Here is a 17,943-nt window from a genome sequence, read left to right on the forward strand (position 1 = left end):
CATTCCGGTATTTATTGTTTCGGCACCGCTTCCAGACCGGTATTTTGCTGCTCGAATCTGACTTGCCAATGCGGTTAACTCGGCGGCAAAAGGAGGGCGCTATGCGTTTATTATTCATGCTGGCAGGAATGGTGCTGTTATATAGCACGGCCCCGGCGAAAGCTTCCATCCATTGCCCGGCCTGGGATGCCGCGCGGCTGACCCAGGAAATTGCCGCGTTGAGCCACCGGCTGGAAGCGTGTGACACCGCGTACTACCAACAAGGCGTCAGCCTGATCGAGGATACGCTTTACGATCAGCTGCGCCGGACGCTGGGCGAATGGCAACACTGTGCAGGGCATCAGGCAGAGGCCCCGGTACTGGCGGCGGGAAAAGTGCCGCATCCGGTGGCCCATACAGGCCTGAAAAAAGCAGCGGATGACCGCGCCGTGAAAAACTGGCTGGCAGGGAAGCCGGACACCTGGATACAGCCCAAAGTGGATGGTGTGGCGGTAACCCTGACTTACCGCCACGGCAAGCTGGTGTCTGCCGTCAGCCGCGGTGATGGCCTTCGCGGGCAGTCATGGACGGCGCATGTCCGCCGGATGGGCAGCGTGCCGCTGACCTTGCCGCCCGGCAGCCGCTGGCAGGATATTACCCTCCAGGGGGAAATTTTTCTGCGGATGAACGGTCATCAACAGGCGGTACAGGGCGGCCTCAATGCGCGCAATAAAGCGGCCGGGCTGCTGATGCGCCGCCAGGCCACGCCTGAACTGCAGCAACTCGGTTTCTTTGTGTGGGAGTGGCCGGATGGCCCGGAAGAGATGCCCGCCCGCCTGCAGGCCTTAACCGGGCTGGGCTTTCCCCTGACTGCACACTATACCCTGCCGTTGTCTACCTTCGCACAAGCGGCCGCGCAACGGACACAATGGTTCCATGCGCCATTGCCTTTCGTGACGGATGGCGTAGTGATCCGTGAGGGGAAAAGCCCGGCCGGGCGCTACTGGCATAACCAGCCTGCGGCCTGGGCCATCGCCTGGAAATACCCGCCCGCGCGCCAGACGGCGGAGGTGCGCGCCATTGAATTCACCGTCGGCAGAACCGGAAAAGTCGCTGCTATCCTTCACCTTCACCCGGTTCAGCTGGATGACAAACAGGTGCAGCGCGTCAATATCGGCTCTCCGGCCCGCCTGAAACGCTGGGATCTGACGGTAGGGGATCACGTCATTATCGGGCTGGCAGGGCAAGGCATTCCCCGGCTGGAAGGCGTCGCCTGGCGGGTGAAAACGCGTCAGCCGGTGGTGTATCCGGATGTACAGCAGTTTACCCCTTTTACCTGTTTTACCCTGACGCCGGTATGCCGGGAGCAATTTCTGGCGCGGCTTGTCTGGCTCAGTGGCCCGCATGGGCTGGAGCTGGCCGGGCTGGGGCCGGAGAGCTGGGGCACACTGATCGACAGCGGAAAGCTGGACTCGCTGGTGGGCTGGCTGCGGCTGAACAGTGCCGATCTGGCCGCAGATACCGGGCTGAGCCTGAAGCAGGCCGAAAAACTCTATGCCAGCCTCCAGCTGGCGCGGCAAAAAAACCTCAGGCAGTGGCTGAGCGCCCTGGGCCTGCCGCCGTATGCCCTGGGCACTCTGTCCGGCAGCGGCTGGCAGGTGATCAGCCGTCGCACAGAACATGACTGGCGCGCCCATGCCGGCATCGGCAAAAAGCGGGCCGCGCACCTGTGGGCATTCCTGCACCACCCGGCGTTCACGGCCATGATTTCCGCATTGCAACAGCAGGGCATCGCCGCGTTTCTGCCGGACACCCCGCCGGCTAATGCGGGATAACATCAGTAAGGGCTGGCGACCGGGCGAACCACCAATTCACTCACGTCTACCTCATCCGGCTGCTCGATGGCGTAAGCCACGGCGCGGGCAATGGCATCTGGTTTGATGGCAATGCGCCGGAACGTGTCCATTGCCTGGCGGGCAGTCTCATCCGTGATGGTGTTTGCCAGCTCAGACTCCACCACACCGGGGTAGATCACGGTGACGCGCAGCGTATCTGACTCCTGACGCAGCCCGTCTGAAATCGCGCGCACGGCATATTTCGTGGCGCAGTACACGGCCGCGGTGGGGGAGACGCTCAGCCCGCCAATTGAGGAAATATTAATGACGTGGCCACATTGCTGGGCCTCCATCACCGGTTGTGCTGCGGCAATACCATGCAGCACGCCACGGATATTGACGTCGATCATCTGGTTCCACTCCTCCACCTTACGGGACGATAAAGGCGAAAGCGGCATGACACCGGCATTATTGATGATGACATCCAGGCGGCCAAATTTGCGCATCGCCAGCTCAACAAACGCTTCCATGTCTTCGAGGCGGGTCACGTCCAGTGCCTGGCTCCAGGCTTCACCGCCTGCGGAGCGAATCTCGTCTACCAGCGTAGCCAGCCTGTCCACCCGGCGAGCACCGACGATGACCCGTGCGCCTTTTTCCGCCAGTAAACGTGCTGTGGCTTCGCCAATGCCGCTGCTTGCGCCGGTGATGGCAATCACTTTGTTCTTGATACCGGTCATAGGTTTCCCCTTTCAGAATGAAAAAACAGGTACGGGATGTGCGTCAACACAGGGGGAATAATAGGCCTGGCGGCCTGGTTGAAAAATACCCAGACCTCTTTGTGTCTTGCCTATTCCTCTTGGGAAGGCGGCGGGCAGGCGCATGGCTGCTATGCTTTTTTCCACAGAGGACTATTTCAACGGAGGGTAATCAATGGGTAACCACGCACGTGTGGCAGTAATTACAGGCGGAACCGCAGGGGTTGGCCGGGCTACCGCTCTCCATTTCGCTCAGGAAGGGTTTGATGTTGCCATACTTGCCAGAGGAGAAGAGGGATTAAGCAGTACGGTTGAGGAACTGGAAGCCTGTGGCGGCCGGGTACTGGGGCTGGCAGTGGATGTCTCTGATGCAGCGCAGGTTGAGCGGGCGGCGGATCAGGTGGAAAACAGACTTGGCCCTGTTGATGTCTGGGTCAATGTGGCGATGAATACCGTCATTGCCCCGGTCAGTGAAATGACGGCTGACGAATATAAGCGCGTCACCGATGTCACCTACCTTGGGGCGGTAAACGGCACGCTCGCTGCCCTGAAACGTATGCAGCCACGCAACCGCGGCACCATTGTGCAGACCGGTTCCGCGCTGGCCTACCGCTCGATTCCGCTGCAATCAGCGTATTGTGCCGCCAAAGCCGCCCTGCGAGGGTTTACGGACTCGCTGCGCAGTGAGCTTATCCATGATAAAAGCCGGGTACGCCTGACGATGGTGCATCTGCCGGGCATCAATACGCCGCAATTTGAATGGGCGCGCAATAAACTCAGCCACCGCGTGCAGCCGGTCGCGCCGATTTACCAGCCGGAGGTGGCCGCCAGGGCCATTTTTGATGCCGCCAGACGCGCCCCGCGTGAAATCTGGCTGGGCAAAGCAACGCTGCAATCGATTCTCGGCAACATGTTATTCCCCGGTATGCTGGATAAATTGCTGGCAAAACAAGCCTACAGCGGGCAGATGACTGACGAGCCGGAATCGCCGTCGCGCCCGGATTACCTGTATGAACCGGTGGAAAATCTGCACCGCACCCACGGCCGGTTCAGTGAGAACGCCAAAAACAAAGCGATCTCTGTGGATTCCCATATGGTCGGCGTCACCGTTCTGGCGCTGGCCGGGCTGGGCATTGCCGCACTGACGCGGGGCCGTAAACGCCACCGCTGATCCACCCGGCAGCAAAAAGCCCGCACAGGGCGGGCTTTCAGACAGGCCGGTTCAGGGCCGGCGCATGCGCGGCAGTTACTCGATATTTTGAATCTGTTCGCGCATCTGTTCGATCAGCACTTTCAGCTCGATGGCGGAGGTGGTGACATCGGCATTGATCGATTTTGACGCTAGGGTGTTCGACTCGCGGTTGAACTCCTGCATCATGAAGTCCAGGCGGCGGCCCACGGCCTCTTCTTTCTTCAGGATTTTGTGCGTCTCTTTCACATGTGCATCGAGGCGGTCCAGCTCTTCCGCCACATCCACACGTTGGGCCATCAGCACCAGCTCCTGTTCCAGCCGGTTATTCTCCAGCTGCACTTCGGCTTCTTCCAGTTTGCTGACCAGCCGTTCACGCTGCCATTGCAGGATGTTCGGCATCTGGGCGCGCACTTTTGTCACCTCAGCACTTACCCCTGCAAGCCGCTGTTCAATCAGGCTTTTCAGGGCAGCGCCTTCGCTTTCACGGGCAGCGATGAAATCATCCAGCGCACCGTCAAGGGCGCTGAGCAGTTCTGCGCTGATGGCGTCCAGATCCTGTTCCTCTGCCGACATCACCCCCGGCCAGCGCAGGATATCGACCGGGTTAATTTCCCCCTCGTCGCTCTGCATTTTGACCCAGTTGGCGGCTTCCACCAGCTGTTTGGCCAGTTTTTCATTCAGGACCAGGCTGCTCTGAGCACCTGGGTCCAGCTCGAAACGCAGGTTACATTCGATCTTGCCGCGGGTCAGGCGCGCGCGGATGCGCTCACGGACAACCGGCTCCAGGCCGCGGAACTGTTCCGGCAGGCGGATGTAGGTTTCCAGATAACGCTGGTTAACGGAACGGAGTTCCCAGGCTGCGCTGCCCCAGTTGCCCTTGATTTCACGCCGGGCGTAGGCGGTCATGCTGCGGATCATAGATGCGTCCCCATAATGTAAAGATGGGGGGATTATAGCCGCGGCCTACCGGTCATGATAGGCATTACCTCACGAAGCCCGTATAATGCGCAGCCAACTAAGATTTGCAAGCCGGAGATCAATCCATGCGTCCAGCAGGCCGTAATGCACACCAGATGCGCCCCCTCACGTTCACCCGCAACTACACCAAACATGCTGAAGGTTCAGTGCTGGTGGAATTTGGTGAGACCAAAGTCCTGTGCACTGCCACGGTAGAAGAGGGCGTACCGCGCTTCCTGAAAGGGCAAGGCCAGGGATGGATCACCGCGGAATATGGCATGCTGCCCCGTTCCACCCATACCCGTAACCCGCGTGAAGCGGCCAAAGGCAAGCAGGGCGGCCGTACCCTGGAGATCCAGCGCCTGATTGCGCGTTCATTGCGTGCAGCGGTTGACCTGAAAAAACTGGGCGAATTCACCATCACCCTCGACTGTGATGTGTTGCAGGCGGACGGCGGCACGCGTACGGCGTCCATCAGCGGTGCCTGTGTGGCGCTGGCCGATGCGCTGAATGCGCTGGTGGCAGCCCGCAAGCTGAAAGCCAACCCGATGAAAGGGCTGGTGGCAGCGGTGTCTGTAGGGATCGTCAACGGTGAAGCGCTATGCGATCTGGAGTATGTGGAAGACTCAGCTGCAGAAACTGACATGAACGTGGTGATGACCGAAGATGGCCGCATGATTGAAGTGCAGGGCACCGCTGAAGGCGAGCCGTTCAGCCACGAGGAGCTGCTCTCCCTGTTGGCGCTGGCGCGCGAGGGAATCGACACCATTTTCGCGGCGCAGAAAGCGGCGCTTGAGCAATAAGATTTTTTAAGGCGACGCTAAGTCGCCTTTTTTATGTCCCGTTTGCGGGATATGTGCGATCAGTCATAAACGAGGAGAGAAACCATGAAAGCCTATCAGCGTACATTTATTGAGTTCGCGCTTAATAAACAGGTATTGAAGTTCGGCGAATTTACGTTGAAATCGGGCCGTACCAGCCCCTACTTCTTTAATGCCGGCCTGTTTAATACCGGGCGTGATTTGGCGCTGCTGGGGCGCTTCTATGCAGAAGCGCTGATGGACTCCGGAATTGATTTTGACCTGGTGTTCGGGCCGGCCTACAAAGGCATTCCGATTGCGACCACCACGGCGGTGGCGTTGGCTGAACATCATGAGCGCGACGTGCCTTATTGTTTCAACCGCAAAGAAGCCAAAGATCATGGCGAAGGCGGCACACTGGTAGGCAGCCCGCTTCAGGGGCGCGTCATGCTGGTGGACGATGTGATTACCGCCGGGACAGCCATCCGTGAGTCGATGGAGATCATCAACGCGCAGGGCGCAACGCTGGCCGGGGTATTGATCTCACTGGATCGTCAGGAGCGCGGCCGTGGCGAGATCTCCGCGATTCAGGAAGTGGAACGCGACTATCACTGCAAAGTGATTTCCATCGTGACGCTGAACGATTTGATCGCTTACCTCGAAGAAAAACCGGAAATGGCTGACCACCTGGCGGCAGTGCGCGCTTATCGCCAGCAATACGGTGTATAACCCATAAACCCGGCAGCCGGTTGCCATAAAAGAAAAGGGCCGCATGGCCCTTTTGTTGTTTATGGCAGTAAGCGGATTACTGCAACTGGCCGGCAATCAGCGGCCAGCGGTGATCGAAGTCCTGCGTGGGCCGGTAGCGGAAATCGGAACGGACATAGCGGGAAAGCATTCCTTCACAGAGCGCCAGCATCTGGCTGACCAGCAGCGCCTCGTCATTATTGAACGCCGTTCCCTCACGCAATTTACGTTCGCGTAATACCTGTCGCAATTGCGCTTCAATCCGTTCAAACAATTGATTGATGCGGGCCTGCAACCGGTCTTGTTCAAACATCAATGCATGGCCGGTCATAATTCGGGTCAGCCCTGGATTGCGCTCTGCAAAACCAAGAATTAATAACAGGATCAGGCGCAGCCGGGCCAACGTCTCTTTTTCATCCTGCAAAATCAGGTTGATGCGGCTGATCAGGCTGTCTTCAATAAACTCAATCAGGCTGTCAAACATCTTGGTTTTGCTGGGAAAATGCCGGTACAGCGCCGCTTCGGACACGCCCACCGTAGCGGCCAGCTTGGCGGTGGTGATGCGCTGGCTGCCGTCGCTGGATTCCAGCATCTGTGCCAGGGCCTGTAAAATCTCCTCGCGCCGGTTCCTTTTATTTTCTTTTTCTGCCATATCCAGAAGATCCTTGCTAATAACGGCGTTAATCAACGAAAACCCACAACCCATGCCGCATGAGTTCAGAAAACTCTGCGGCTTATAAAAAGAGATGTAATTAGTGGCAGGTATGTTCAGGTAAAGCGCTGTTCACGATCGCGGTCGGGCGCGACGCGGGACAGGGTTTATTGACGGCCGGAGTGGCCGAAACCACCTTCGCCCCGTTCGCTGCTGTCAAACGCGTCAACAAGGTTAAATTCTGCCTGAACCACCGGCACGAACACCATCTGTGCGATACGTTCGCCCGGCTCGACGGTGAACGCGGTCTGGCTACGGTTCCACACCGACACCATCAGTTGCCCCTGATAGTCAGAATCAATCAGCCCCACCAGGTTGCCCAGCACCACGCCATGTTTATGGCCCAGCCCGGAACGCGGCAGGATCACCGCTGCCAGCGATGCATCGGCGATATGAATCGCCAGGCCGGTCGGCAGCAGGGCTGTCTGGCCTGGGGCCAGTTCAACGACGGCATCCAGGCAGGCGCGCAGGTCAAGGCCGGCAGAGCCGGGGGTAGCGTAAGTCGGTAAGGGGAAATCCTGACCAATGCGCGGATCAAGAATCTTTACGTCGATTTTTTTCATCATAACGGCTGACAATCTCGTCTAGTAACTGTTGGCCAAGGAGGGTTTTATCAGCGTGCGGCAAACGCACATCCCCTTGCTGCCAAAAAAGGTGCAAAGCATTGGTATCGCTGTTGAAACCATGCCCGGCCAGTGAAATATCGTTAGCGCAAATCAGGTCGAGATGTTTGCGTATCAATTTTTGTCGCGCGTATTCTTCCACATTCTGGGTTTCGGCGGCAAATCCCACGACAAACGGGCGATGGGTCGCCATCGCCGCGACACCGGCCACAATGTCCGGATTTTTGACCATTTTCAACGTGATTTCATCGCCTTGCTTTTTGATTTTCTCCGGGGCGATCTGGGCGGCGCGGTAGTCCGCCACGGCGGCACAGCCGATAAAGATCTGCTGCCCGGCGGCCCGCTTCATCACTTCGTGTTCCATCTCCAGCGCGCTGGTGACGTCAATACGCGTCACACCGGCGGGCGTCGGCAGCGACACCGGCCCGGCGACCAGCGTGACCTGTGCGCCACGTGCGGCCGCCGCCTGGGCAATGGCGAACCCCATCTTGCCGGAGCTGTGGTTGCTGATGAAGCGCACCGGGTCCAGCGCTTCGCGCGTCGGGCCGGCGGTGAGCATAATCTTCAGGTGTTGCAGATCCTTTACGGGCGAAAAGTGTTGTACTGCACGCTCGACGATCTCCAGGGGATCCAGCATCCGGCCGGGGCCGACATCCCCACAGGCCTGGCTGCCGCTGTCCGGCCCCCACAGCAGGACGCCGCGCTGGGCCAGTGTCGCCAGGTTGGCCTGAGTCGCGGGTGCCCGGTACATCTGCTGGTTCATGGCCGGCACGGCGGCGACCGGGGCAGCGGTCGCCAGGCAGACGGTGGTCAGCAGATCGTTCGCCATACCGGCGGTAACACGCGCCAGCAGATCGGCGGTCGCCGGGGCCATGATCACCAGATCAGCCCATTTCCCCAGCTCAATGTGCCCCATCGCGGCCTCAGCGGCCGGGTCCAGCAGGTCATCTGACACCGGGTAGCCGGAGACGGCCTGCAGGCTTAACGGGGTAATAAAGGCCTTGGCGGCGCTGGTCAGCACCACGCGCACTTCTGCGCCGCGATCCCGCAACCGGCGCACCAGCTCCGGGGATTTATAGGCCGCGATACCGCCGCTGACGCCAAGCACAATATGTTTACCGGTAAGTCCCGCCATTATGGTTGTCCACTTTTCAGCCATTAATGCGCGCATTTTAGCATAACCCTCCGGCAGAACCGCTACTGCGTCCGGCTTGTGGGCGGGAAAGATCAAGACTGGAAAGCGTCTCGCAACGTCAGCCGCCGGGTGTCGCGTCCCGGTGGGCAATCGTTATGATATAAGGCCTTGAGCAGGGGTGAGGAAAAGGCGATGGCCTGGAATGAGGGCATGGCACCACGGGAAAAGCTGATGAAGTTCGGCGCGGGCCATTTAACGGATGAGGAGTTGCTGGTGATTTTTTTACGCACCGGTTACCCCGGTATGCACGTTACACAACTGGCCCGGCAGTTAATGGCGGAATTCGGTTCCCTCCATGCGTTGATGACGGCCGATTACGCGACGCTGGCCGCGTGCGACGGCATCGGTGAGGCGAAATATGCACAGATAAGCGCCGTCTCTGAACTGGCACGGCGCAGCGTTATCCGCCATCTGGCCTGCGGCGATGCCCTGCGTTCGCCGGAAGTGGTGACGCGTTATATTCAGGGGATATTAGCGCGGCGGGAGAGGGAGATTTTCCTTGTGCTGTTTCTGGACAATCAACACCGGCTGATTCGCCATGAAGAGATGTTTGCTGGTACTATTGATTGCGTCGAGATCCATCCGCGGGAAATTGTCCGGGAAGCAATGAAGGCTAATGCAGCCGCATTAATTCTCGCGCATAATCACCCGTCGGGTAAGGCTGAACCCAGCCAGGCCGACAGAATAATAACCGAACAGGTGATAAAAGCCTGCCAGTTACTGGATATCCGCGTGCTGGACCACCTGGTGATTGGTAATGGTGAATCGGTCTCTTTCGCCGCGCGCGGCTGGATTTGAGCCCTTTTTTCGCGATCCTTCGGGATCTTTAGCTGTTCGGGACTTGAGCACATACGCTTCAGAGCGTATACTACGCCACCTTTGAGAATCTTGGGTTTGGCGTTAAGAGCCTATCTCAGCAGGTTTCTGACCTGATGACGGTTTTTACACCTGATGATGACGAGTCTTCTCAGTGAAATTTGCTGAGATGGGCTCTAAAGCCTGACGAGGCGGCCAAATCCTATACGAAGCTCGAGCTGATTTGATTTTTGGAGAATAGACATGTCCCGAGTCTGCCAAGTTACTGGCAAGCGCCCGGTGAGCGGTAACAACCGTTCCCACGCAATGAACGCGACCAAACGCCGTTTTCTGCCGAACCTGCACTCTCACCGTTTTTGGGTTGAGGGCGAGAAGCGCTTTGTAACTCTGCGTGTATCTGCTAAAGGTATGCGTGTTATTGATAAGAAGGGTATTGAAGCGGTCTTGGCCGATCTCCGTACCCGCGGTGAGAAGTATTAAGGAACTGAATCATGGCTAAAGGTGTTCGCGAGAAGATCAAGCTGGTTTCTTCTGCTGGTACTGGTCACTTCTATACCACCACGAAGAACAAGCGTACTAAGCCGGAAAAACTGGAACTGAAGAAATTCGATCCAGTTGTCCGTCAACACGTGATCTACAAAGAAGCTAAAATTAAATAATTTTAGTGGATTAATGAAAAACCCGGCTTCGGCCGGGTTTTTTGTTTTTATGAAGCCGCCACAGGCACCCAGCCTGGCCGGGCGGTGTGTTTACCAGTTCAGTAAACGGGAGCCTCCATGCCTGAATTACCTGAAGTTGAAACCAGCCGCCGCGGCATCGAGCCTTTTATGGTCGGCCATACCATCCAACACGCCATTGTCCGTAACAGCCGCCTGCGCTGGCCGGTTTCCACTGAGATTATGGCGTTAAGCGACCAGCCGGTGCTCAGCGTACAGCGCCGGGCCAAATACCTGCTGATTGAGCTGCCGCGTGGCTGGATTATCGTGCACCTGGGGATGTCCGGCAGCCTGCGGATGCTGCGTGAGGAGCATGATGCGGGCAAACATGACCATGTCGATCTGGTGATGGACAACGGCTACGTGCTGCGTTACACCGACCCACGCCGTTTCGGTGCCTGGCTGTGGTGTGAAGACCTGACCACCAGCAATGTGCTGGCCCACCTGGGGCCGGAGCCGCTGGATGATGAGTTCTCGGCTGAGTACCTGTTTGAAAAGGCACGCAATAAGCGCACGCTGGTCAAACCCTGGCTGATGGACAACAAACTGGTGGTGGGTGTCGGGAATATCTATGCCAGCGAATCGTTGTTTATGGCCGGAATTGCGCCGGACCGGGCGGCCGGCTCCCTGTCGCAGAGTGAAGCGGCGTTGCTGGTGACCACTATCAAAGCAGTGCTGCAACGCTCGATTGAGCAGGGCGGGACGACGCTGCGTGATTTTCTGCAATCAGACGGCAAACCGGGCTATTTCGCCCAGGAGTTGCAGGTCTATGGCCGGGCGGGTGAGCCTTGCCGGGTGTGCGGTTCACTGATTGAATCCGCACGGCATGGGCAGCGCAGTACCTTCTTCTGCCCGCGCTGCCAGCAGTAATCAGGCCAGTTTTTGTTTCAGCGCCTGCGCGACAGGGGCCGGTAAAAACGGGTCGATTTCGCCGCCGTGGCGCGCCACTTCTTTCACCAGTGTGGAGGAGAGGAAGCCCCACTGCTCAGACGGCATCAGGAACACGGTTTCCAGCGTCGGCAACAGGTGGCGGTTCATGGCGGCGAGCTGCTTCTCATATTCGAAGTCAGTCACCGCCCGCAAACCGCGGATCAGGATGTTGGCTTGCTGCTGTTCGGCAAAGTGTGCCATCAGGCTGCTGAACCCGATGACCTCGACATTCGGCAGGTGTGCCAGCGCCTGCCGGGCCAGCGCGACCCGCTCCTCCAGGGAGAACAGCGGTTTTTTGGCCGGGTTGGCGGCAACGGCCAGCACCACGTGATCAAACATCACTGACGCGCGGGTCATCAGCTCAAGGTGCCCATTGGTCAACGGATCAAACGTACCGGGGTAGATGGCTTTATTGCTCATGATGGCTCGCTTGTTGGCTGGGTATGGCGCAGCGCCCACAGGGTTGCGTATTTATTGAACGTGTATTGTGCATTGACCACGGCCAGCAGGAAACCCTGTTTTCCATCCAGAAAACCGGCGCGCAGCAGCCAGGTTTTGCAGAAGGCCCCGGCGGTATGGCTGAGGATGGAGAAGAAACTGCACCCTTTCCCTTGCTGATGGCGCTGTTGCGCCCAGTCCCGCGCATAACCCAGCTGTTTTTGCTGGAATGCCGGCAGGTCGCGGCAGGTCAGGTGCAGCAGATCCCCCGGCAAAGCGATGACGCGCGCGCCCTGTGTCTCCAGCGACTCATGCACCAGATTGTCGTTATAGCGGTATTTCCGCGCATCATATAAACGCACAACGCGATCCGGGTACCAGCCGCTGTGGCGCATAAAGCGCCCGAGGAACAGGTTGCGCCGCCCAAGACTATAGACGGCACCCTCGTCCGGTGCCTGCAACACCTGTTCAATCGCCTGGCGCAGGGGGGCGCTGACCCGCTCATCCGCATCGATCATCAGAATATAGTCGCCGGTGGCATACTGCTGCGCCTGCTGGCGCTGCTTGCCGAAGCCGGACCAGGCCTGGCTCTGGTAAACGGCGGCACCGGCCTGCCGGGCGACCTCTGCGGTGGCGTCCCGGCTGCCGGAGTCAAGCAGGATGATTTCATCCGCCCACGCCACAGAGCGCAGGCAGTCCGGCAGCAAGTCCGCTTCGTTTTTGGCAATCAGTACCACGGAAAGGCGTTTACGGGCGCTCATCAATGGCTCCGGGGCGGCAGGTAAGGCTCCAGCAGATGCAGCAGACGCTGAAGCGCCCCCTGGTTCTGGTGGAGCACCTCAACGGCATGGCGGCCATAATAGAGGCGGTAATCTTCATCGGTCAGCAGGGTGGTAATCTCTTTCACCAGCGTTCCGGCATCGTTAACCGTGATCAGGCCATCGGCCTCGCTCAGCTTGGTGCAGATGTCTTTGAAATTGAAGGTGTGCGGCCCCATCAGCACCGGAATGGCATGGGCTGCCGCTTCCAGCGGGTTATGGCCGCCGCGCGGGACGAGGCTGCCGCCGACAAATGCCAGATCGGCAATGCCGTACAGCAACATCAGTTCGCCCATGGTATCGCCGATCACCACCTGGGTGCCGCTGTTCGGCAATTCGCCGCTGCTGCGCAGGGTATAGCTCATCCCGGCTTTGGCGGTGAGATCTTTGGCCGTGGAGAAGCGTTCAGGGTGGCGCGGCACCAGGATCAGCAACAGCGTGGGGAATTGAGCGAGCAACTGGCGATGTGCCTGCAACAGCACGCTCTCTTCGCCGTCATGGGTGCTGGTGGCAATCCATACCGGGCGGTGCGGTGCCCACTGGCGGCGCAGGGATACCGCGCGTACCGCCAGCTCCGGCGTGACGGAAATATCAAACTTCAGGCTGCCGGTCACCGCCAGCTGGCTGCGTTTCAGCCCCAGCTCGATGAAGCGCTCGCCATCTTCCTGATTCTGCGCGGCAATCAGCGTAATGCGGCGCAGCAGGGTTTTCATAAACCCGCCGATTTTGTGGTAGCCGGCGGCGGAACGGGCGGAAAGGCGGGCGTTGGCAATCACCAGCGGGATCTCCCGCTGATGCAGCGCGCTGATCAGGTTAGGCCACAGCTCGGTTTCCATCACAATCACCAGCTTGGGGCTGACGCTGTTTAAGAAGCGGTTTACCGATCCCGGCAGATCATAGGGCAGGTAAACATGGTGCACATCCTTGCCGAACGCGGACTGCACCCGCTCGGAACCTGTCGGGGTCATTGTGGTCACAGTAATCGGCAACGAGGGGTAACGGTGGCGCAGGGCGCGAACCAACGGGATAGCCGCCAGCGTTTCACCGACGGACACCGAATGCAGCATGATGCCGCCGGGTATTACTTTTCCTTCGCAGAAGCCATAGCGCTCTGCCCAGCGTTTGCGGTAAGCCGGGGATTTGCGACTACGGACCAGTAAGCGAATCCAGATCAGAGGTTGGATGAGGTAGAGTAATACCTGATATAAACGCAGCAACATTCTATCAAATTCATTTATATGGGGTAGCGTGAATAGTATCATACCTGCCGCCGAAAGGCGCTATCTTGCGCAGCCCGGGCGGCTGTCCGGGGCAGGCGACACTTTTTGCCGTAAAGGATAAAATGAAAAATATACTGATTATCCGCCGGGATAATATTGGTGATCTGGTTTGTACTACACCGTTAATCGAAGGGGTAAAAACCGCCCATCCGCACGCCAATATCTATTTGCTGATTAATTCCGTCAGCAAAGATGTCGTAAAGAACAATCCCCATGTTGATCATCTTTTTATCTATAAAAAAGCCAAGCACCGCGATAAAAACCAGTCTGCGCTGAGCGTATATCTGGAACGCGCCGCGATTATCCTGAAATTACGCCGGGTGAAGTTTGACGCGGTAATTCTGGCCAACCCTTCACCCTGCAAATATAGCCTGCAACTGGCGCGCATGGTGGGGGCGAAAAATATTATCGGGGCCGATCTGGGGCGTAAAGAAATAGCGCGGCCTTTCGGCAAATCAGACTTTTCCGGCCATCACCAGGTTGAGCGTACCTTCAGTTATTTAAAGGCGATCACCGATACCCCGCTGCCGGTGCCGCCGGTGCGCGTCTACCCCACGGCGGAGGAGCTCACTGAGGCGGCCCGCCGCCGCGCTGCGCTGTTGCCGCCGGTGCAGAAAATTTATGGGGTGCACATCAGCAGCCGCAGCCCGAAACGCCGCTGGCCGGTTGAGCGTTATGCGGAGGTGATTGCGCGCATCGTGCAGCAGCCTGATGCCGGTGTGCTGATCTTCTGGTCGCCCCAGGGCACGCTGTCGCCCGATGACATCGGCGATCAGGCGCGCGCAGAGGCGCTGATGGCGCAATGCGGCTCCGACCGGGTCGCGCTCTACCCGACCGCCTCAGTGCGGGAAGTGATTGCCGGTTTCAGCCTGTGTAACCCGATTCTGTGCAGTGACGGCGGGCAGATGCATCTGGCCTCCGCACTCGGGAAAAACACCGTGGTGTTTTTCGGTGACACGGATAAAGCCGCCTGGCACCCGTGGTCAGGGGAGTACCATATTCTCCAGACGGCGTCCGGTGAATGTCAGGATGTCAGCGTGGATGAAGCATGGCAGGCGCTGGAAAACAGCGCCCGGTAAACACACCGGCAGGGGCGGCCTGCCGGTGATGATGGCGCAGGGCTGGCGCGTCAGTTGCGGTAAAGCGCCAGATAACGGCGGCAAATCGCCTGGATGCTGTATTTTTGCAGCGCCGCTTCCCGAATCGGCAGGGGCTGCGTAAACCCTTCACGGATTTTTTCCGCCAGCGATTCCGCGGTCAGCGCTGACAGGCCGCGGCCCATGCCGGTACTTTCCAGAATCTCATGCGGGCCGCCGGGGCAATCGGTGCTCACAACCGGCGTGCCGCAGATCAGCGCTTCTACCAGGACGTTACCGAATCCTTCATTGTCCGAGCTGAGCACCAGCAGCGAGGCGTGTTTAATCAGTGGGAACGGGTTCGCCTGGAAGCCCATAAAAATCACCCGGTCAGCGATGCCGAGCTGGTTCGCCAGATTTTTGATGGCGGCCGTGCGGGCGTCGCTGCCGGTGCCTGCCAGCAACAGCGGGGCGGTGATGCCGGAAAGGGCATAAGCGTTCAGCAACCGGTCATGGCGCTTCTGCTCATGGAAACGCCCGACATGAATCAGGTACGGCTTACCGGCCCATTCACAGGGTTGTGCAGCGAGCTGCCGGATGGCGTCAATATCAAACGGGTTGTTGATCACTTCGCTGGCGTTCGGTTTCACGCCCAGCCCGGTAACCAAATCCTCGGCTACCGCCTGCGACACCGAAATCATGTTTTGATGCTGATAGACCTGCGCCATTTTCCGTTTTTTCAGCCAGCGATCCAGCCCGGTACGGTGGCCGAGATAGGTGCGGGAGAGCACGCCATGCACGCAGAACCAGAGGCGGTCGCTGCCCAGCACCCGGCTGCGGCGCACAATGCGGTCGGTTTTGTGCAGGTTGGAGATCGCCAGGTCAAAGCGGCCGTGCGCGTTTTCCAGCTGGCGGAGAACCTTGTCCAGCGCGGCGGCGCGGCGCGGCAATTCGGTCATTTTGCGCCACGGTGCGCGGCTGGTGTCCGCAATTACCTGATAGTGAATCCCGGCCGGGATCGGGTATGCGCAGACATCCTGCAAGGAGAGCAGCGTTATCTGGTGGCCCATCTTCTGCATCCCTTCGCACAGCGTCAGCACCACTTTTTCGGCACCGCCACCGCCCAGGCCATCGATCATCATTACTATGCGCATATCAGTCCAGAAGCCTCGAATAGAGTGAAATCAGCTGCGCCGACAGGGCTGCAGGCGTGGCAGGCAGAATGCGTTGCCGGGCGGCTTCGCCCATTGCCGAGCCGGGCGCGCAGGCCGGCAGGGCGCGGATCGCCTCCACCAGCGCTGCCACATCCAGCGCATCACAGACAAACCCATTTTCACCCTGGCGGATAAACTCCGCGCCGCCGCAGGTGTTGCTGGTGATCACCGGCAGGCCGCAGGCCATCGCCTCAAGGATGACGTTGGGGAACGGGTCATAAAGCGTCGGCAGCAGCAGGGCGTCCGCCGCCTGATAGAACGGCAACGTCTGTTTCTGTACGCCCATAAAGCGCAGGCGGTTCAGGCACCCCAGCGACTGCGCCAGCGCGCGGTAGCGTTTTTCGTCTTTGTCTTTACCGACCACAATCAGGTAGCTGTCGGTGGCGGCCAGCGCCTGAATGGCGGCGGCCAGCCCTTTGCGCTCAAAACCGGAGCCGACAAAGATCAAACAATGTGCAGTGGGCGGCAGGGAGAGTTGCTGACGCAACGCCTGGCGCGCCGCTTCCTCCGCCGGGACAAATTTCTCGCTGTCGATGGCATTGTAAATCACCGAAATTTTCTCCGGTGCCACGCCGAAATCCGCCACAATCTCGCGCTTGATCATCTCGGCATTACAGATAACGGCTTTGAGTTCCGGCGCGGCATACATCGCCCGCTCGGCGCACATCACATAGCGGTGGTAGCGGTCAGAAAACAGCAGCTTACGCCGCCACACCGGCAGCAGCCGTGCACGCTGCAACAGCCAGCGGCGGTGCACGCCGTCCCCGGCGCGGTAGATATCACAGCCGGCAATGCGTTCATGGCTCTGCACCAGATCAAATTTCTCCCGCTGCCACAGGGCGCGGGCCGCTTCCGCAAAGCCGCGCTCACGGCTGATGCGGCCCCATTTCACCGGGTTGCACAAGTGAAGGTGCCAGTTGGGCCGGGTTTCGCCCTGCCATTCACGGGTGATCACGTTCAAATCCAGGTTCTGGTTATCCAGCGCATCCAGTGCGCGGGCGACAAAACGTTCTGCACCGCCATCCGGGCGGTATTTCTGGCGCACAATCGCCAAACGGAAAGGTGTCATAACAGGAGTTCCCGCGCGGCATTAATCACCGCGTCTGTCGGAATAAGGTTCAGGTAGCGCTGGTCAGTGCGGGTATCGATCGCATCCGGGTCCGGCAGGATGCCGTAATCCCCGGCCCAGATGACCCGGCCGTTAACCTGCCAGGGCCGCCAGAAGGTCAGTTTTGAGGGGCCGAACAGCGCCAGGCACGGCGTCCCGAGCGCGGCAGCCATATGCATCGGCACCGAGTCCACGCCGATAAATAGCTGCGCCCCATCAATCAGCGCCGCCAGCTGGCGCAGCGTCAATTGCCCGGCCAGCGACACCAGCCCAGGCTGCGGGCAGAGCGCCTGGATCTGCGCAACCATCTTCAGCTCTTTGGCATCCGGCCCCGAGGTGAGCACAATGCGGTGGCCGTCAGCCAGCAGGGCGCGCAGCGTCTCAGCCATCTTCTCTTCGCTCCAGCATTTGAAGAACCAGCGCGACGTCGGCTGCACCACAATATAGGGGACGGCAACCTGTTGCGCGGCCAGCAGCGTTGTCACGGCTGCCCGGTCATCCGCGGTGTAACTCATGGTGACGTGCTGATCCAAAGGCGTCAGCCCCAGCGGCGCGAGGATCGAGAGATTCTGCTCCACTGTGTGCAGGCGGTTATGGCCGTCGGTCGGCGCAAGCTGCGTATGGCAGGCGCGCCACAGCGGGTGGCGGCGTTTCGGGAAATCAAAGCCGATGCGGACCGGTGCGCCGCTCAGGCGGGTGATCACGGCGCTGCGCCACTGATCCGCCAGGTTGACCACCAGATCATACCGGCG

At 59.2% G+C, this 17,943-nt stretch carries 20 protein-coding genes; 9 read left to right on the forward strand and 11 right to left on the reverse strand.

The window, feature by feature from the left end; translation table 11 throughout:
• Positions 1-101: 101 nt before the first annotated feature.
• Positions 102-1,814 carry an NAD-dependent DNA ligase LigB gene (ligB, locus tag CYR52_RS18570; protein WP_101829150.1) on the forward strand — a complete coding sequence of 571 codons (1,713 nt, stop codon included), beginning with the start codon at positions 102-104 and terminating at the stop codon, positions 1,812-1,814.
• 2 nt (positions 1,815-1,816) lie between these two features.
• On the opposite strand, the gene CYR52_RS18575 is transcribed toward ligB, so the two are convergent.
• On the reverse strand, positions 1,817-2,551 hold the full coding sequence (locus CYR52_RS18575) for an SDR family oxidoreductase (RefSeq protein ID WP_072931498.1): 735 nt from the start codon (positions 2,549-2,551) through the stop codon (positions 1,817-1,819).
• 193 nt (positions 2,552-2,744) lie between these two features.
• Here CYR52_RS18575 and CYR52_RS18580 point away from each other — a divergent pair, with 193 nt between their 5' ends.
• Positions 2,745-3,740, forward strand: a complete 996-nt coding sequence (locus CYR52_RS18580) for an SDR family oxidoreductase (RefSeq protein WP_101829151.1) — start codon at positions 2,745-2,747, stop codon at positions 3,738-3,740.
• Positions 3,741-3,815: 75 nt separating this feature from the next.
• Here CYR52_RS18580 and CYR52_RS18585 read toward each other — a convergent pair whose 3' ends face one another.
• The gene (locus CYR52_RS18585) at positions 3,816-4,679 is read right to left on the reverse strand and encodes a YicC/YloC family endoribonuclease (protein ID WP_072931501.1); all 864 of its coding nucleotides are present in this window, start codon (positions 4,677-4,679) and stop codon (positions 3,816-3,818) included.
• Positions 4,680-4,804: 125 nt separating this feature from the next.
• Between CYR52_RS18585 and rph the strand changes: the two genes are divergently transcribed.
• Complete coding sequence (gene rph / locus CYR52_RS18590) at positions 4,805-5,521, forward strand: ribonuclease PH (RefSeq protein WP_072931502.1); 717 nt, start codon at positions 4,805-4,807, stop codon at positions 5,519-5,521.
• An 84-nt stretch (positions 5,522-5,605) separates the two neighbouring features.
• Entirely contained in the window at positions 5,606-6,247 is a 642-nt protein-coding gene (pyrE, locus tag CYR52_RS18595) for an orotate phosphoribosyltransferase (RefSeq protein WP_072931504.1), read from the forward strand.
• 76 nt (positions 6,248-6,323) lie between these two features.
• On the opposite strand, the gene slmA is transcribed toward pyrE, so the two are convergent.
• The 3 genes from slmA to coaBC form a co-directional block, all read right to left on the reverse strand.
• The gene (gene slmA / locus CYR52_RS18600; RefSeq protein WP_072931506.1) at positions 6,324-6,917 is read right to left on the reverse strand and encodes a nucleoid occlusion factor SlmA; all 594 of its coding nucleotides are present in this window, start codon (positions 6,915-6,917) and stop codon (positions 6,324-6,326) included.
• 167 nt (positions 6,918-7,084) lie between these two features.
• Complete coding sequence (gene dut / locus CYR52_RS18605; RefSeq protein WP_165699101.1) at positions 7,085-7,543, reverse strand: dUTP diphosphatase; 459 nt, start codon at positions 7,541-7,543, stop codon at positions 7,085-7,087.
• The gene (gene coaBC / locus CYR52_RS18610) at positions 7,512-8,735 is read right to left on the reverse strand and encodes a bifunctional phosphopantothenoylcysteine decarboxylase/phosphopantothenate--cysteine ligase CoaBC (RefSeq protein ID WP_101829153.1); all 1,224 of its coding nucleotides are present in this window, start codon (positions 8,733-8,735) and stop codon (positions 7,512-7,514) included. Before coaBC ends, dut begins: the two co-directional genes overlap by 32 nt.
• Positions 8,736-8,927: 192 nt before the next feature.
• Here coaBC and radC point away from each other — a divergent pair, with 192 nt between their 5' ends.
• From radC to mutM, 4 genes are all read left to right on the forward strand, one after another.
• Positions 8,928-9,593 carry a RadC family protein gene (gene radC, locus CYR52_RS18615; protein ID WP_072931512.1) on the forward strand — a complete coding sequence of 222 codons (666 nt, stop codon included), beginning with the start codon at positions 8,928-8,930 and terminating at the stop codon, positions 9,591-9,593.
• A 261-nt stretch (positions 9,594-9,854) separates the two neighbouring features.
• Complete coding sequence (rpmB, locus tag CYR52_RS18620) at positions 9,855-10,091, forward strand: 50S ribosomal protein L28 (protein ID WP_072931514.1); 237 nt, start codon at positions 9,855-9,857, stop codon at positions 10,089-10,091.
• 11 nt (positions 10,092-10,102) lie between these two features.
• Positions 10,103-10,270: a 50S ribosomal protein L33 gene (gene rpmG / locus CYR52_RS18625; protein ID WP_004392084.1), complete on the forward strand. Its 168-nt coding sequence runs from the start codon at positions 10,103-10,105 to the stop codon at positions 10,268-10,270.
• 117 nt (positions 10,271-10,387) lie between these two features.
• Entirely contained in the window at positions 10,388-11,197 is an 810-nt protein-coding gene (gene mutM / locus CYR52_RS18630) for a bifunctional DNA-formamidopyrimidine glycosylase/DNA-(apurinic or apyrimidinic site) lyase (protein ID WP_101829154.1), read from the forward strand.
• Here mutM and coaD read toward each other — a convergent pair whose 3' ends face one another.
• From coaD to waaA, 3 genes are read right to left on the reverse strand one after another with little or no spacing between them, the layout of a single operon-like run.
• The gene (gene coaD, locus CYR52_RS18635) at positions 11,198-11,677 is read right to left on the reverse strand and encodes a pantetheine-phosphate adenylyltransferase (protein ID WP_101829155.1); all 480 of its coding nucleotides are present in this window, start codon (positions 11,675-11,677) and stop codon (positions 11,198-11,200) included. It abuts the gene before it with no gap.
• On the reverse strand, positions 11,674-12,456 hold the full coding sequence (locus tag CYR52_RS18640; protein WP_101829156.1) for a glycosyltransferase family 2 protein: 783 nt from the start codon (positions 12,454-12,456) through the stop codon (positions 11,674-11,676). The genes coaD and CYR52_RS18640 overlap by 4 nt, the downstream gene beginning before the upstream one ends.
• Positions 12,456-13,733, reverse strand: a complete 1,278-nt coding sequence (waaA, locus tag CYR52_RS18645) for a lipid IV(A) 3-deoxy-D-manno-octulosonic acid transferase (RefSeq protein WP_072931523.1) — start codon at positions 13,731-13,733, stop codon at positions 12,456-12,458. Before waaA ends, CYR52_RS18640 begins: the two co-directional genes overlap by 1 nt.
• 122 nt (positions 13,734-13,855) lie before the next feature.
• Between waaA and CYR52_RS18650 the strand changes: the two genes are divergently transcribed.
• Complete coding sequence (locus CYR52_RS18650; protein WP_072931646.1) at positions 13,856-14,872, forward strand: glycosyltransferase family 9 protein; 1,017 nt, start codon at positions 13,856-13,858, stop codon at positions 14,870-14,872.
• A 50-nt stretch (positions 14,873-14,922) separates the two neighbouring features.
• Here the strand turns inward: CYR52_RS18650 and CYR52_RS18655 are convergent, their stop codons facing one another.
• The 3 genes from CYR52_RS18655 to rfaQ form a co-directional block, all read right to left on the reverse strand.
• Positions 14,923-16,023 carry a glycosyltransferase gene (locus CYR52_RS18655; protein WP_101829157.1) on the reverse strand — a complete coding sequence of 367 codons (1,101 nt, stop codon included), beginning with the start codon at positions 16,021-16,023 and terminating at the stop codon, positions 14,923-14,925.
• A gap of 1 nt (position 16,024) precedes the next feature.
• A complete protein-coding gene (locus tag CYR52_RS18660) occupies positions 16,025-17,152 on the reverse strand; it encodes a glycosyltransferase family 4 protein (RefSeq protein WP_072931528.1) in 1,128 nt (375 codons plus the stop codon).
• On the reverse strand, positions 17,149-17,943 hold a 795-nt coding region (gene rfaQ / locus CYR52_RS18665), incomplete at its 5' end, for a putative lipopolysaccharide heptosyltransferase III (RefSeq protein WP_101829158.1). The genes CYR52_RS18660 and rfaQ, both read right to left, overlap by 4 nt.

The sequence above is a fragment of the Chimaeribacter arupi genome (genome assembly GCF_002858805.1).
GTDB classification, from domain to species: Bacteria; Pseudomonadota; Gammaproteobacteria; order Enterobacterales; family Enterobacteriaceae; genus Chimaeribacter; species Chimaeribacter arupi.

Excerpts from the sequence above, each read along its gene's own strand:
- ligB (WP_101829150.1), top strand. The coding sequence starts at position 102 with ATGCGTTTATTATTCATGCTGGCAGGAATGGTGCTGTTATATAGCACG.
- CYR52_RS18575 (WP_072931498.1), bottom strand. The coding sequence starts at position 2,551 with ATGACCGGTATCAAGAACAAAGTGATTGCCATCACCGGCGCAAGCAGC.
- CYR52_RS18580 (WP_101829151.1), top strand. The coding sequence starts at position 2,745 with ATGGGTAACCACGCACGTGTGGCAGTAATTACAGGCGGAACCGCAGGG.
- CYR52_RS18585 (WP_072931501.1), bottom strand. The coding sequence starts at position 4,679 with ATGATCCGCAGCATGACCGCCTACGCCCGGCGTGAAATCAAGGGCAAC.
- rph (WP_072931502.1), top strand. The coding sequence starts at position 4,805 with ATGCGTCCAGCAGGCCGTAATGCACACCAGATGCGCCCCCTCACGTTC.
- pyrE (WP_072931504.1), top strand. The coding sequence starts at position 5,606 with ATGAAAGCCTATCAGCGTACATTTATTGAGTTCGCGCTTAATAAACAG.
- slmA (WP_072931506.1), bottom strand. The coding sequence starts at position 6,917 with ATGGCAGAAAAAGAAAATAAAAGGAACCGGCGCGAGGAGATTTTACAG.
- dut (WP_165699101.1), bottom strand. The coding sequence starts at position 7,543 with ATGATGAAAAAAATCGACGTAAAGATTCTTGATCCGCGCATTGGTCAG.
- coaBC (WP_101829153.1), bottom strand. The coding sequence starts at position 8,735 with ATGGCGGGACTTACCGGTAAACATATTGTGCTTGGCGTCAGCGGCGGT.
- radC (WP_072931512.1), top strand. The coding sequence starts at position 8,928 with ATGGCCTGGAATGAGGGCATGGCACCACGGGAAAAGCTGATGAAGTTC.
- rpmB (WP_072931514.1), top strand. The coding sequence starts at position 9,855 with ATGTCCCGAGTCTGCCAAGTTACTGGCAAGCGCCCGGTGAGCGGTAAC.
- rpmG (WP_004392084.1), top strand. The coding sequence starts at position 10,103 with ATGGCTAAAGGTGTTCGCGAGAAGATCAAGCTGGTTTCTTCTGCTGGT.
- mutM (WP_101829154.1), top strand. The coding sequence starts at position 10,388 with ATGCCTGAATTACCTGAAGTTGAAACCAGCCGCCGCGGCATCGAGCCT.
- coaD (WP_101829155.1), bottom strand. The coding sequence starts at position 11,677 with ATGAGCAATAAAGCCATCTACCCCGGTACGTTTGATCCGTTGACCAAT.
- CYR52_RS18640 (WP_101829156.1), bottom strand. The coding sequence starts at position 12,456 with ATGAGCGCCCGTAAACGCCTTTCCGTGGTACTGATTGCCAAAAACGAA.
- waaA (WP_072931523.1), bottom strand. The coding sequence starts at position 13,733 with ATGTTGCTGCGTTTATATCAGGTATTACTCTACCTCATCCAACCTCTG.
- CYR52_RS18650 (WP_072931646.1), top strand. The coding sequence starts at position 13,856 with ATGAAAAATATACTGATTATCCGCCGGGATAATATTGGTGATCTGGTT.
- CYR52_RS18655 (WP_101829157.1), bottom strand. The coding sequence starts at position 16,023 with ATGCGCATAGTAATGATGATCGATGGCCTGGGCGGTGGCGGTGCCGAA.
- CYR52_RS18660 (WP_072931528.1), bottom strand. The coding sequence starts at position 17,152 with ATGACACCTTTCCGTTTGGCGATTGTGCGCCAGAAATACCGCCCGGAT.